Source organism: Buttiauxella izardii (genome assembly GCF_003601925.1).
Classification (GTDB): domain Bacteria; phylum Pseudomonadota; class Gammaproteobacteria; order Enterobacterales; family Enterobacteriaceae; genus Buttiauxella; species Buttiauxella izardii.
On record NZ_QZWH01000004.1, the window covers coordinates 160,916 to 177,084 of the forward strand.

Genomic DNA, 16,169 nt, shown 5'->3' on the forward strand with positions numbered 1-16,169 from the left:
AACGGGTTTGTAGGGTGGATAAGCGCCAGCGTCATCCGACCTGCGAACAGGTTTGTCATCAGTCTCTTATTGCCTTTATGCGGATGTGTAATTGAACTCACTCAGGCATTTTTTTCACACCAGATTAGCGGCGTATTTGATTTTTACTGGTGTGCTGTTGTCGTTATTGTTGGGTGGCTCATTACGAGCGGCCTGGGATTTCACGACTATTCAACAGCAAGCTGACAGACTCTATGGCCGCGCCACCGCTGACGGTGAGCAACGTATTACCGCCTGGCAGCAATTGTTATTGCAGCAACGTAACCAAAGTGAGCAGGCACAATTAAACGCGGTAAATCTTTTTTTTAACAAAAAGCTGCATTACCGCGAAGATATTGATATCTGGGGCGCCATTGATTACTGGGCAACACCGGTTGAATCGCTACGCAAAGGGGAAGCGGACTGCGAAGATTACGCACTCGCTAAATATTTCACATTACGTCATTTAGGTGTTTCAGGGGAAAAGTTACGTATTACCTACGTTAAAGCATTACGCCAGGACAGGGCGCACATGGTATTAACCTGGTATGCGACGCCGGATGCGATTCCATTAGTTCTGGATAGCCTGACGGATAATATTTTACCTGCAACACAGCGCTCAGATTTATTACCTGTCTATTCCTTTAATGATAGCGGGCTATGGTTACCGGGAAGTCAGAATAATAAACGTGTCGGGGATAGTAAGCGTCTTTCTCGATGGCAGGATGTGTTGAAAAAAATGCGGGAAGAAGGATTCCCGATTGATGAATAGGATAAACCTGTGTCACTTTTCAAACAGCTTCTTATAGCTATCTTTCTATTTATGCTGATTATCTTCAGCGGCAGTTTTATTGTGAATCTCGAAAGTTCCCGGGATCAATACAATAACCAACTGCTTTCTCACGCGCAGGATGCCGCGACCGCACTGGGCCTTTCGCTAACCCCGCACGTTGACGATCCCGCCATGATTGAATTAATGGTCAGTTCGATTTTCGATAGCGGCTATTACGATGCTATTCGCGTTATCGACCAGACCAACGGCAAAATCCTGCTTGAGCGTAGCGAGCCTTCGACGATCCCGGACGTTCCAGGCTGGTTTGTTAGCCTGGTGAATGTGAAACCGCAGCCCGGTGAAGCGACGATTATGCGTGGCTGGCAGCAGGCGGCACGCGTAGAAGTGCTGAGTAACCCGGTGTTTGCCATCAAGCGATTGTGGCAAAGCACGCTGGCAAATCTGTTGTGGATGCTGGCTTGTAGCACGGTGTGTATTCTGGCCGGTGCCGCATTATTACGCCGCCAGTTGCGCCCGCTCAACTATATGGTGAAACAGTCGCAGGCGATTACCCGCCGCGAATATCTCACCCAGCTCGACCTGCCGAAAACGCCGGAATTGCGCCGCGTGGTTGAAGCGATGAACCTGATGGTCACCAAGCTTAAATCGCTGTTTGAAGACCAGGCCGAGCACAGCGAGCGTCTGCACAATGAAGCCTATCTCGACAGCCAGACGGGTATCGCCAACCGCCGCGCCTTCGACTTGCAAATGCAGACCCGTTTAAGCGATGAAGAAACCGCATCGGGATATTTGCTGTTGCTGCGTATTCAGGATCTCGGCGGCTTAAACCAGCGTTTTGGCGGCCCGCATACCGATAACCTGCTTAAGCATGTTGCCGATATGATGAATGTGGTGAAAAGCCAACACGCCAATAACGACAGTATTCTGGCGCGTATTCGCGGTGGCGAATTTGCCCTGCTTTGCCCAGGCGTTACGCATAATGAAATGTTGAATCTGCAAAATTCGCTCAATCAACAACTCGCCGCCTTCTACGCCACCGGGATGTCCGATATTAACCCAGTCGCGCATACCGGAATGGTGCCGTTTAGCGCGGGCGAATCTCCGCAGTCGCTGATTGTTCAGGCTGACCGTGCGCTGATGGAAGCCGAAACGCATACGACACATCAGACTAACCTGCTGCCGGTGGTTCAAACCGATGCCGCGCTAGAAGACCAGCACTTGTGGTTTACACGCCTGGAAAATGCGCTGAGCAATGAGCAGTTCCAGCTCTTCTTCCAGCCGGTGGTCGACTGTCAAAATACGCAAAAAGTGATTCACTACAAAGTGTTGTCACGTATCGTTGATGAGAAAGGCAATAGCATTACGGCAGGCCGTTTCCTGCCGTGGATTCATAGATTTGGCTGGAGCCAGCGCCTTGATCAGGTGATGTTGAGCCTGACACTCAAGCAGTTGAAAAGCTATCCAGGTTCGCTGGCACTCAGCCTGTCGGGCAATTCGCTGGCGAGCGAAGCCACGATTAAGCAGTTACTGAATCCCCTGAAATCTAACCCGCAGCTTGCAGGCCGCTTAATTCTGGAACTGGACGAAAACCAACTGCCAGAACCTGAGCAGATGGAAGTATTTATCAAGTCGCTGAACCAGTTTGGTTGCCGCCTCGGCCTGCAACACTTCGGCAGTCGTTTCGACATGATTGGACACCTGTCGCAATGGGGCCTGGCGTATCTGAAAATCGACTCCAGCTACATTCGCCATATTGATATCGAAAGCGATAAGCGCCTGTTTATCGACGTGTTGCACAGTGCGACCCATAACATTGATTTGCCATTGATTGCCGAGCGAGTAGAAACCGAAGGGGAACTACGCGTGCTGCAAGAAGTGGGGATTTATGGCGCGATGGGGCAGTTGCTCGGCGAACCCGCACCGTTTTAACCTGTAAAAAAATGGTGGATGACGCTTCGCTTATCCACCCTACGAAACCCAGCGCGTAGGGCGGGCAAGCATAGCGCCCCCGCCAACACAACTCGAAATATGACGGCTATTTAAAAAATACCCTGATCATCACTGTTTAAAAGATCTTCCAACCCACCTAATCCCTGGCGCGCTTGCGCACGATTCATCAGCTTCACCTGCGCCATTGGCGGCAGGTCGGTAATCGTAATCACCCCTTTCTGAATCAGCAGGAAAATCAGGTCGTCGAGAACACGGACCATTTCCAGGTCGCTGCGTTGCAGTAATTCTTTATGTTGCAGACTCTCGTCCACCACGCTGCGGGCGTTATTCCACGCAATAATTTCTGGCGTATCCGAGAAAACTTCTCCCGTCATGCCGCTAAACGGCGCTTGCTCAACGCGCGTGAGTTGCCCTTCTTCATTACGTTGAACGTAATACATGTTAGATACCTTTAAATTGCACCGCCCGGTGAAGGGCGGCGGCTATTTTTAATGTGAAGTTTTTTTAATGAGAATTTTTTTTTAATGCGAATAGTGCTCAGGCTTAGCAATCAAGTGATCCAGCGAATAGCTTGCTGAGCCGTGTGAGTCATGACCCAGCGCGATATGCGATGCATCACCCGCAGGCGGCGCTGCCGCTGGCACATGGGCAGCATGAGTGCCCGCATCCGCTTTTCCGTGGTCGTCGCCGCCTTTGATGTAATGCGTGATATCCGTGCCTTCATGCAGCTCTTTCGCGAGATCGCTCAGATCCACTTTCCCGTATTCCCCACCCTCTTTGGCACCAAAGATCTTATGGCTTTCGTCGCCACGATGACCTTTCGCATCCTGATGAAGATTGAAGGAAAGTGAATCATCGCCGTCGTCGAACAGGTTGCTTAAGCCGTGATCGTGAGCGTGTGCCGCATGATGCGATTTATCCGCCACTTCAACGTCGTGTTTACCATGATGGAATGGCCCATCCACCGTGACATCCACAGCCTGCTTAATCAGCGTGTTATTGCCGTGAGCATCGTGCGCCGCCACTGAGACATTCACGGTGTTAGTGCCGATATTAAGATCGGCGGTATCCACTGGAATGTCGTAACTTAAATGACCTTTGTGGTCATGCACCACCGCATCGTAATGCTTGTCGCCGATAGTCGCCGTAACGTGATCGCCTCTGTGCACATCCCCTTCAATCTGGCCGGTGATATGAGTCACATCATGTTGCGCTTCACGCGCAGAGATATGGTTGTCACCCGCGATTTTGTTGACGGTCAGTGTGGCGTCGGCGTGGGTATCCACCTGGAAAGTCTCTTTGTGATGAGCCGTTGTCGTATTACCCGCCGCATCAGTCACTTTCACCCCGACTTTCAGGTCGTTGTGGCCTTCATGCACCCATGATTTGCTAATGTTTACGTCATAACCCAGGTGGCCGTCGATCATCTTAACGTCGGTGGTCATCGTGTGATGGTTAATGTCCAGCGTGACTTTATCGCCTTCTTTAGCATCACCGCCCACCTGCCCCGTCAGGGAAATATGCTTCATTTCTGACGCGTTGATGACGTTGTCGCCAGCCACCGGATTGACGGAAATCGAAGCATCCGCATGGGTATCAAGCACCACCACCTGGTTGAACGCCGGAGTGACTCGGTTACCGGCATCGTCCGTCACGCGGACATTAACCGTTACGTTGTTCTCACCTTCGTGCAGCCAGGTTTTATCCATGCGAACGTCATAACCAAGATGGTCGCCAACCGGCACGACTTTCGTCTCGATGGTATGACCGTTGACATGCAGCGTGACTAAATCGCCGTCATGCGCGTCGCCATCAACTTTGCCCGTCACATGAATCATGTGCTGAGACTCTTTAGCGTTGATCACGTTGTCTGCCGCGACGGGATCAATGGTTATCGTGGCGTCGGCATGGGTATCCAGCTGGAATTTCTGAGTCTGTTCAGCGGAGGTAATATTACCTGCGTGGTCCTCAGTCGTGACTTTCACGTGCAGGTCATTATCACCCTCGTTCAGCCACGCTCTGTTCATTTGAGCTTCGTAACCCAAATGGCCGTTGATCATTCTCACTTGCGTGGTGAAGGTGTGGTTATTGACTTCAAGCTCCACCAAATCACCGGCTTTCACGTCCGCGCCGACCTTGCCATTGACCGTGATATTTTCGGCTTCCCGGTCGTTGACGACGTTATCAGCCGTCACTGAATTGATGGTGACAACCGCATCAATTTTGGTGTCGACGTAAACAGGATGAACGACTGGCGGCGTCATCAGATGGTTGCCCGCTGCATCGGTCACGCTGACGCTAACATTCACGTCGTTATGGCCTTGATGCATCCATGATTTATCGACGTGAGCCTCATAACCCAGATGGTTACCGATCATTCTCACGTCAGTGCTGACCGTGTGACCGTTAATTTCCAGCGTCACTTTATCGCCTTCTTTGGCGTCACCCTCAACCTGCCCGGTCACCGAAATATGCTTCGATTCTTTGGCGTTGATGGTGTTATCGGCAGTGATCGGATCTACGGTAATACTCGCGTCTGCATGGCTGTCGACCACAACTCTGTGAAGCACATCGACTGTCAGTTTGTTGCCTGCATCGTCCGAGACATCCACACTGACTTTGACCTTGTTCTCACCTTCGTGCAGCCAGGATTCTTTCACCGGAACGTTGTAGACCAGTTCACCATTCACCAGGTCTACTGTCCCGTGGCCGATGTGCCCATTAATCTCCAGCGTGACCAAATCGCCTTTTTGGGCGTCGCCATCAACCTTACCCGTCACTTCGACATGTCGGGATTCTTTGCCGTTGATGACGTTGTCGGTTGCTACAGGATCAATAGTGATGGATCCATGAATCTGAGTGTCGAGAGTGAAATCGTGCGTAGCGGTCGAAGTGGCTTCGTTACCCGCCGCATCCTGCCCGGTAACGCTGACGTCTACCGTGTTCTTCCCTTCTTTCAGGTCACTGTTTTTGACAGCAATGTCGTAGGTCAGATTGCCGTCATGGTCGGAGAGCGTGCCGTGGTAAATCTGACCATTAATGTGGAGCGTAACGGTGTCGCCGGCATGAGCATCTTTATCAACCACGCCACTAATATTGGTGGAAGGCCCGCTATGTTCGACAATATTCACCTTATCGTCACCGGCGACAGTGTCGATATGAATTTGGTTTTCCGCGATCTGATCGATAGTGATGGTGTTGGTTTCGGTGATCGTCAGGGTGTTGCCGTATTGATCGACACCCGTCACCGTATAAGTGATTTTCTGATCCGCCAGCAGATCGGAAGTATTCACATCAAGGCTGAAGGTAAACTGTCCATCAGCCTGCTGGTGAAGCGTCGCCGGGAGATCGTTGCCATTAACGTGAATAGTGACTTTGTCACCCTCATGAACATCGCCATTCACCGTGCCGGTAATCGTCGTTTTACCCTTCTGGCTTTCCACCAGGTTCAGCACGTTGTCGCCCGATACATCATTGACGTTCATCGTCACGTCAGCGTGATCGTCGATGAGTACGGTTTTACTCATCTCAGCGCTGAAGCTATTGCCGACATCGTCTGTGCCGATGACCTTCACATGGATTTCAGGATTCGCATACAGATCACTGGTATTGACATCCGCCACATAGCCCAACAGCCCATTCATATGAGGCAATTCAACGACTTTCACAGGGGTTGCATGATTGTTGATGGTGATAATCACATCGTCGTTGATCCGCGCATCTTCCCCCACCGTGCCGCTGATCCGGGTCGTCTGTGACTGCAAATCGTGGTGGCTAAGAACATTGTCTCCCGACACCGTGTTCATGGTAATGGTGGCGTGAGCCGTAGTATCAACCGTCACATTCTGAGTTGCGCTGGCCGGAAGGGTGTTACCCGCCGCGTCGTGCCCGGTGACTTGAGCGGTAATCGTGCCGCCACTTGCCAATTCACTGGTTAACACATCAACGCTGTAACCGTGGTTGCCGTCGATTTTGATATGGTCATAGACTGTGCCATTGACAGTCACTTTCACTTCATCGCCAGGATTCACATCGCCATCTACTTTGCCGCTGATGGTGGTGTGAAGCTGATTGGTATCGTCCAGGTTCAGCACGTTATGATGCCCAATCGGATCGATGGTCACCGAGGCTTTAATCTCGGTGTCGACACTAATGGTTTTATCGTCAGATACGGTGACCGTGTTGCCCTGATCGTCATGCCCGGTCACGCTAACTTTGATGGCAGGATCCTGACGCAAGTCGTTAGTACTCACGTCTTTAGTGAATTTCAATTCACCCGTTGCCGGATCTCGGTAGACCTGCGTCGTTATCGAATTGCCATTGATCAGCAAAGTGACATTATCGCCTTCTTTGACGTCACCCGTGACGGTGCCGCTGACCGGGGTAGTGGCATTATTGGATTCGTCAATATTGATGACGTTGTCGCCCGCGACATCGTCCAGCGTGATGGTGGCGTGAACGTCAGTGTCGAACGTGACCGTTTTACTGGTGGAAGCGGTCACGCTGCTATCACTATGTGCGGCGACCGTAGCGGTAATCACGGGGTGATTAGCCAGAACATCAGTATCAACATCATTAACGACATAGCCATACTCGCCCGGCAGATTCGGTAGCTCGTAGACCTGGCCGGTGTAGGTATGAGTATCGTTTGCCAGGTGCACAATAACGGTGTCGCCAACGTGAACATCACCAGAAACCGTTCCGCGTATAATGGTCTTACCCGACTGGGACTCCTGCTGGTTAATCACATCGTTACCCGCAACCGGGCTGACGGTGATATGCACATCCGGCGGCGTGTGTTGAGGCGGAGTTACGGTGCCACCGCCGTGAGAGGGATCAACGCCTGGGTGCGTATGAGCACTTACCGTCACGGTATTACCATGTGAATCCGTGCTGGTAACATCGACGACGATATCGGTTTTATCATTGACTACATCTTTATTAAAATAAATCGGATAAGGGTTAAGCGGCTCATATATTGTGCTGAAATTATTATTATTAGGATCGTTGGTGCTATAACCCAAATGACCATCAGGGTACGCGATAACTTCAGTTATATAAGTTTTCCCCAGGACATGGATTTTCACCACATCACCCACTTTTGCATCCCCACCCACCTCTCCACTGATGATATAGAAATCAGGGGTAACATGATCATCAACTGGCTTAGTACCCACAGTTATTGTCGCTTCAGCGCGAGTATCCACATCAACAGGATGATCGGCTGTCGCGAGCACGGTATTGCCCGCCGCATCGTGACCGGTTACTGATGCATGAAGCTCTGGATTTTTGACGGACAACAGATCGTCAGTGCTGACGTCAATTTTGTAACCTAAGTTTTTGTCGACGGTGCCGTAATAATGCTGTCCGTTGACATTCAGATCGACCAGGTCACCAGGATTCACGTCCCCTATAACGTGGCCAGTCACGGGAGTAATCGGGTTATGCGCTTCCGCATTGTTGATCGTATTGTCGTCAGTCACCGGATCAATCGTGATGGTCGCTTGTGCGCCGTCATCTCTGCCGACGTTGTGCGTTGCACTCGCCGAAGCCTTGTTACCCGCCGCATCGGTTGCATCGACAGTTGCCACAATTGTCGGATCGGCCAACAGGTCTGAGGTATTAACGGCAATGGAATACCCTAAACCTAAACCATGCCCTTGATCGGCAACGGTCGCTTGGTGATCAGTGCCATTAATCAACAAGTGAACGGTATCGCCCGCTTTCACATCACCGCCGACTTTGCCGTTGATAATCGTGGTCGGAGACTGCTGATCGTTGGCGTTCAACACATCATCGCCCGAGACGATGTTAATAGTGACGGAAGCGTCAGCGTGGTCGTCTTTGCCAACATGGTGATTGGCAGTGGCGACAGTATGGTTTTTTGCAGTATCGGTCACATCGATACTGGCGTGGATATTCGGATTGGCCTGGATATCCGCCGTGCTCACCGGAATGTGGTAACCCATAATGATATTGCCCTGAGCATCGACGCCCTGGTTTTCCACAAAACCATTATAAGTGTGACCATTCACCGTCAGAGTCAACGGGTCGCCAGGATTCATTTCCCCGGTCACTTTACCGCTCACCAGCGTGTAACCTTGCTTGAGTTCCGCCCCGTTCAGCACGTTATCATTCGTCACACTATCGACACTGATTGTGGCTTCAACTTTGGTATCGACAGTAATGTCTTGAGTGGCATCCACCGTGATCACGTTATTGGCGTTATCCGTTGCCGTCACCGTGGCGGTGATCTTCGGATCGGTCATCAGGTCATAAGTGCTGACGTCGATTTTGTATTCCAGCTGGCTGGAATGCGGATCTTTGAACACCTGCGTGGTCATATCGATCCCATTGACCTCCAGATGAACCACATCGCCGACTTTCACATCGCCATCCACTTTCCCGGTGATGGTGGTGAATTCATTGTGCGACTCTTCACCGTTGATCATGTTGTCTTTATTACCGGTCACCGGATCGATGGTGATTGTCGCCTCCGCCAGCAAATCAATACCCACGTTTTGCGTCGCATGAGCCAACTGAATGTTACCGTTCGCGTCATAACCCACAATGTAGGCATCGGGGGTTGGATCGGCCAACAGGTCAGAGGTCGCAACGTCCACGCTGTAACCTAATGCGCCGTTTTGATGCGGCAGCTCTTGTACTGTCGCCTCATAGAGTTGGTGATTCACCACCACCAGGACTTCATCACCTTTATGCACGTCACCATTCACGGTGCCGCTAATTTTGGTCGTTGCCTGGCCTGATTCCACGGCATTGATAGTGCCATCGCCCGTCACTGGACTAATGGTGATACCCGCCTCGGCATGGTTATCCAGGTGAACGGTATGATTGGCCTTAACGGTCACTTCATTCCCGGCGGCGTCATGGGACGTGACGCTGGCAATGATTTTGACATTCGTATCCAAATGCTGCTGATTATTACCGAACGCCGAAGAATCCACCGGGATCTGGTAACCGAGATGGCCGTTGCCTAAATCAATGACTTTGCCGCCGAAAAACTTCCCGTTAATTTCGAGGGAAACCTTGTCGCCAATCTGTGCATCGCGGCCGACATCACCGGTAATCAACTGCTTCGGCGTAGCCAGTTCGTCGTAATTCAGAACCGGGCCTGCGGTGAGTTCGTGAATATTGATCGTGGCATTGGCATGGGTGTCGAGCGTGACGTTGGTCGTTTCTGTTGAAACCGCTTCGTTCCCTGCCGCATCGTGGCTGGTGATCGTCACCGAAACACCATTTTTGCCTTCTTTCAGCGCGCCGGTCGGGATTTTCGCTTCGTAATACAGGTGGCCTTGCGGGTCCGCAAAAATAGTACCGGGATAAGTTTTGGTCCCGATAAGCACTTCCACCTGATCGCCGATGTGCGCGTCTTTACCGCTGACTCTGCCCGTTACCAGGGTTTCATGTTTTGACTCACCATGGTTAACCACGTTGTCGCCCGCCACGGTATTGATGGTCAGCCCGTTGTAAGCATGGTTATCAACATGAATGGTGTGCTCACTGACAGCGATCGCTTCGTTGCCCGCAGCGTCATGGGAAACAAGAGTGGCTTTAACAGAAACATCTTTATTCAGGATGGTGTTGTTATCGCCAAATTCTGACGAAAGCACCGGGATTTTGTAGCCCAGCGTACCTTTCCCGTCATGCATATCCTCAACGAGACCACGATAATAATTGCCGTTAATCTCCAGCGTCACTTCATCGCCAATCTTCGCATCACCGCCGACAACGCCGGTGATGGTCTGCTCTTCGTTGCCCAACTCAGTTTTGTTGAGAATATTGTCACTGGTGGCGTCATTAATGGTGACGGTATTTTCAGCGTGCGTATCCACCGTGACCGTTCTATGTTCTGTGGCAACAGCTTCGTTCCCCAGGCTGTCGTGGCTGGTCAATTTCACCTGCACATTATTGGTGCCTTCATGGAACTGGCTGGATGGTACCGGTACATTGTAGTGCCAATGGCCCGTCGTCCCGACCACTTCGCCTTTATAGGTCTGGCCATTTACGCTGACCTCAACCAGATCGCCCGCTTTCGCATCGCCACTGGCCACACCGCTGATAAACGTCGGCATACGGGATTCATGCATGTTGATGATGTTGTCGCCCGCAACTTTGGTAATCGTCACCTTATTTTCGGCGAAGTTATCAACGTGAACAGTATGCGTGGTAGGCACAGTGACTTCGTTGTTTACCGCATCATGCGATGTCACTGACACCGTATATGTCACATCCTTATTGATGTGGGTGTTATTGTTGCCGAATGCAGAGGAATCCACCGGAATCTGATAGCCCAGCTTGCCGCCACCTAAATCGATAACTTCTCCACCAAAATGTTTGCTATTGATTTCTATAGACACTTTGTCGCCAATACGCGCATCACCGCCCACTTCTCCAGTGATCAATTGCTTTGGCGTTTCCAGCTCAACATGGCTCAGTTTGTTATCGGTGGTGACGTCGTTAGTCGTAATCGTTGCGTCAGCATGCAAGTCGACGGAGAAGTCATGTGTCTCAGTCGCCACCGCTTCGTTGCCCGCTTTATCGTGGCTGGTAATCGTCACCTTCGCGGTGGCATCACCGTGTACCAATTTGTCGCGTGGAATGGAAACGTCATAGTAAAGATGGCCCTGGGAATCAGCGAAGACCTTACCGTCATAATGCTGCCCCTGAACCCACACATCGACAACGTCACCAGACTGCGCATCTTTTCCACTCACATGCCCCGTGATATGCACATTTCGCTCTGATTCAGCGTGGTTGACAATATTGTCGGGCGTCACGGTATCTATGGTCAGACCGTTGTAGGCGTGCGTGTCGACAATAACGTTGTGGTGCTCCGTCGCCACCGCAACATTCCCCGCCGCATCGTGGCTGGTGATCGACACCTGAACGTCATTTTCACCTTCGTTCAGCGCATCTTTGGCAACCGCCACTTCATAGCGGAACTTACCGTTAACACTGACGACTTCGCCGGTAAACGTCTGATTGTTAACGGTGACGGTGACTGGGTCGTGCAACTTCGCATCGCCGGTGGCCTCACCGGTGATCAACGTGTCTTGCTGGGATTCCTTCAGGTTGACAATATCGTCCTGCGCCACCGTTTCTATCGTCAGCCCGTTGTTGGCGTGGTTATCGATAGTGACCGTTTTGGTGGTTTCTGCCGTGGTTTCATTTCCAGCGACATCACGGGTGGTGACCGACACCGTGTATGTGACTTTCGCGTCGATTTCGCCCTGATTATTGCTGAATGCGGACGAATCCACCGGGATCTGGTAGCCCAGCTTGCCATTGCCCAGATCGATAACCTGGCCGGAGAAATGGTGGTCATTAATGTTGATCCGCACTACGTCACCGACGTGGACGTCGTCAGCCACTTCGCCGCGGATCAGCTGTTTTGGCGTGTCCAGTTCGTCATGGTTCAGAACATTATCCGCAGTGACATCGTGCGTGGTGATCGAGGCTGCAATTTTCGTGTCGAGCGTGACGCTGGTCTGTTCCGTCGCCACTGCTTCATTGCCCGCTTTATCATGGCTGGTGATGGTCACCTGAACGTCATTTTTGCCTTCATGCAGCGTGCCGGTCGGGATTTTTGCTTCGTAATACAGATGACCCTGCGCATCTTCATAAATATCGCCCTTGAAGGTATTCCCCTGCACCGTCACTTCAAGCTTGTCGCCAGGCTGAGCATCTTTACCGCTGAGTTGACCAGTGACTAACGTTTCGTGTTGCGATTCACCCAGGTTAACGATGTTATCGCCCGCGATGGTGTTGATGGTCAGACCGTTATAGGCGTGCGTGTCGACAATAACGTTGTGGTGCTCCGTCGCCACCGCGACATTCCCCGCCGCATCGTGGCTGGTGATCGACACCTGAACGTCATTTTCACCTTCGTTCAGCGCATCTTTGGCAACCGCCACTTCATAGCGGAACTTACCGTTAACACTGACGACTTCGCCAGTAAACGTCTGATTGTTAACGGTGACGGTGACTGGGTCGTGCAACTTCGCATCGCCGGTGGCCTCACCGGTGATCAACGTGTCGTGCTGGGATTCCTTCAGGTTGACAATATCGTCCTGCGCCACCGTTTCTATCGTCAGCCCGTTGTTGGCGTGGTTATCGATAGTGACCGTTTTGGTGGTTTCTGCCGTGGTTTCATTTCCAGCGACATCACGGGTGGTGACCGACACCGTGTATGTGACTTTCGCGTCGATTTCGCCCTGATTATTGCTGAATGCGGACGAATCCACCGGGATCTGGTAGCCCAGCTTGCCATTGCCCAGATCGATAACTAGGCCGGAGAAGTGGTGGTCATTAATGTTGATCCGCACTACGTCACCGACGTGGACGTCGTCAGCCACTTCGCCACGGATCAGCTGTTTTGGCGTGTCCAGTTCGTCATGGTTCAGAACATTATCCGCTGTGACATCGTGCGTGGTGATCGAGGCTGCAATTTTCGTGTCGAGCGTGACGCTGGTGTGTTCCGTCGTCACGGTTTCATTGTCCGCTTTATCCTTGCTGGTGATGGTCACCTGAACGTCATTTTTGCCTTCATGCAGCGTGCCGGTCGGGATTTTCGCTTCGTAATACAGATGGCCCTGCGCATCTTCATAAATATCGCCCTTGAAGGTATTCCCCTGCACCGTCACTTCAAGCTTGTCGCCAGGATGAGCATCTTTACCGCTGAGTTGACCAGTGACTAACGTTTCGTGTTGTGATTCACCCAGGTTAACGATGTTATCGCCCGCGATGGTGTTGATGGTCAGACCGTTATAAGCATGATTATCGATATGGACCGTGTGTTCAGTCGTGACTATGACTTCATTTTTAGCTGCATCATGCGCCGTCACAGTGGCGGTGAAATTCACATCCTTAAACAGGATCTGTTCATTATCACCAAACACGGAAGAATCAACCTCAATGCGGTAACCGAATTGACCATTACCCATATCGATGACTTTGCCATCGAATAGTTTCCCATTACCGAAGTCGAGGTGAACCGGATCGTCTGCTTTAGCATCGCCACCGACAATACCGGTGATAGTCTGAGTCGGATGACTTAATTCAGTGTGATTTAGAATGTTGTCGCTAGTGACATCATCAATCGCAATGTTGGCTTCAGCAATATAGTCCGGCGTGACAGTGTGGTCTGCTGTGGCTTCCACGGTGTTGCCTGCGCCGTCGGTGGCGGTAATGCTGGCGTGTACCTGCTGACCGTTCGCCAGGTCCGCCGTGTTGACATCAATGCTGTAACCCAGATGACCGTTCGGCATCGGTTGTACCGTGCCGGTGAAGTCATGACCGTTAACGGTCAGCGTCACCACATCGTGTACCCGCGCATCGCCGCCCACGGTGCCGGTCACACTGGTGGTCGGCTGCTGACTCTCCTGCGCATTGATCACATCATCTACCGCTATCGTGTCGATGGTGATGGTCGCTTCTGCTGCATAGTCCGGCGTGACAGTATGATCTGCCGTGGCTTCAATGGTGTTGCCCGCGCCGTCGGTGGCGGTAATGCTGGCGTGCACCTGCTGACCGTTCGCCAGGTCAGCCGTGTTGACGTCAATGCTGTAACCCAGATGACCGTCGGCCAGGGTCTGCACATTACCGGTGAAGTCATGACCGTTCACCGTCAGGGTCACGGTATCGTTAATTTTCGCATCGCCCCCCACGTAACCACTGACCGCCGTTGTCGGCTGCTGACTTTCGTGCGCATTAATCACATCATCTACCGCTATCGTGTCGATGGTGATGGTCGCTTCTGCTGCATAGTCCGGCGTGACAGTATGATCTGCCGTGGCTTCAATGGTGTTGCCCGCGCCGTCGGTGGCGGTGATGCTGGCGTGTACTTGCTGACCGTTCGCCAGGTCCGCCGTGTTGACATCAATGCTGTACCCCAGATGCCCGTTCGGCATCGGTTGTACCGTGCCGGTGAAGTCATGGCCGTTGACCGTCAGGGTCACGGTATCGTTGAGTTTCGCATCGCCCCCCACGTAACCACTGACCGCAGTTGTCGGCTGCTGGCTTTCCTGCGCATTGATCACATCATCACCGGCAATCTGATTGATGGTGATGGTCGCTTCTGCTGCATAGTCCGGCGTGACAGTATGATCTGCCGTGGCTTCAATGGTGTTGCCCGCGCCGTCGGTGGCGGTAATGCTGGCGTGTACTTGCTGACCGTTCGCCAGGTCCGCAGTATTCACCGCAATACTGTAGCCGAGTTGGCCGTCGGCCAGGGTCTGCACATTGCCGGTGAAGTCATGACCGTTGACCGTCAGGGTCACGGTATCGTTGAGTTTCGCATCGCCCCCCACGTAACCACTGACCGCCGTTGTCGGCTGCTGGCTTTCCTGCGCATTGATCACATCATCACCGGCAATCTGATTGATGGTGATGGTCGCTTCTGCTGCATAGTCCGGCGTGACAGTATGATCTGCCGTGGCTTCAATGGTGTTGCCCGCGCCGTCGGTGGCGGTAATGCTGGCGTGCACCTGCTGACCGTTCGCCAGGTCAGCCGTGTTGACATCAATGCTGTAACCCAGATGCCCGTTCGGCATCGGTTGCACTGTGCCGGTAAACTCATGGCCATTAACGGTCAGCGTCACCACATCGTGCACCCGCGCATCGCCGCCCACGGTGCCGGTCACACTGGTGGTCGGCTGCTGGCTTTCGTGTGCATTGATAATGTCATCACCGGCGATCTGGTCGATGGTGATATCGGCGGTCGCCACATAGTCGAGGCTGACCACATGATCCGCCGTGGCGGTAGCTGTGTTCCCTGCCCCGTCCGTGGTCGTAATCGTTGCGTGCACCTGCTGGCCGTTCGCCAGGTCCGCCGTGTTGACATCAATGCTGTAACCCAGATGCCCGTTCGGCATCGGTTGTACCGTACCGGTGAAGTCATGACCGTTGACCGTCAGCGTCACCACATCGTGCACCCGCGCATCGCCGCCCACGGTGCCGGTCACACTGGTGGTCGGCTGCTGGCTTTCGTGCGCATTAATCACGTCATCACCGGCGATCTGGTCGATGGTGATATCGGCGGTCGCCACATAGTCGAGGCTGACCACATGATCCGCCGTGGCGGTAGCTGTGTTCCCTGCCCCGTCCGTGGTCGTAATCGTTGCGTGCACCTGCTGGCCGTTCGCCAGGTCAGCGGTGTTGACATCAATGCTGTAACCCAGATGCCCGTTCGGCATCGGTTGCACTGTGCCGGTAAACTCATGGCCATTAACGGTCAGCGTCACCACGTCGTGCACCCGCGCATCGCCGCCCACGGTGCCGGTCACACTGGTGGTCGGCTGCTGGCTTTCGTGCGCATTGATAATGTCATCACCGACGATCTGGTCGATGGTGATGGTCGCTTCTGCTGCATAGTCGAGGCTGACCACAT

At 52.6% G+C, this 16,169-nt stretch carries 4 protein-coding genes; 2 read left to right on the forward strand and 2 right to left on the reverse strand.

Going from position 1 to position 16,169, the window contains the following annotated elements:
• Window positions 1-91: 91 nt before the first annotated feature.
• Together lapG and lapD are read left to right on the forward strand one after the other, a co-directional pair.
• Window positions 92-790 (forward strand): cysteine protease LapG, encoded by a 699-nt coding sequence (lapG, locus tag D6029_RS02635; RefSeq protein WP_418230239.1) that lies wholly within the window; start codon window positions 92-94, stop codon window positions 788-790.
• 9 nt (window positions 791-799) lie between these two features.
• Window positions 800-2,740, forward strand: coding sequence for a cyclic di-GMP receptor LapD (gene lapD / locus D6029_RS02640; RefSeq protein ID WP_120063272.1), 1,941 nt, complete (start codon window positions 800-802; stop codon window positions 2,738-2,740).
• A 110-nt stretch (window positions 2,741-2,850) separates the two neighbouring features.
• Here lapD and D6029_RS02645 read toward each other — a convergent pair whose 3' ends face one another.
• Both D6029_RS02645 and D6029_RS02650 read right to left on the reverse strand, forming a co-directional pair.
• Window positions 2,851-3,201 carry a tryptophan synthase subunit beta gene (locus tag D6029_RS02645; protein WP_120063273.1) on the reverse strand — a complete coding sequence of 117 codons (351 nt, stop codon included), beginning with the start codon at window positions 3,199-3,201 and terminating at the stop codon, window positions 2,851-2,853.
• 81 nt (window positions 3,202-3,282) lie between these two features.
• On the reverse strand, window positions 3,283-16,169 hold a 12,887-nt coding region (locus D6029_RS02650), incomplete at its 5' end, for an Ig-like domain-containing protein (protein ID WP_147365215.1).

What these genes read in the sequence shown, in the direction of transcription:
- D6029_RS02645 (WP_120063273.1), bottom strand. Translation starts at nt 3,201, where the DNA reads ATGTATTACGTTCAACGTAATGAAGAAGGGCAACTCACGCGCGTTGAG.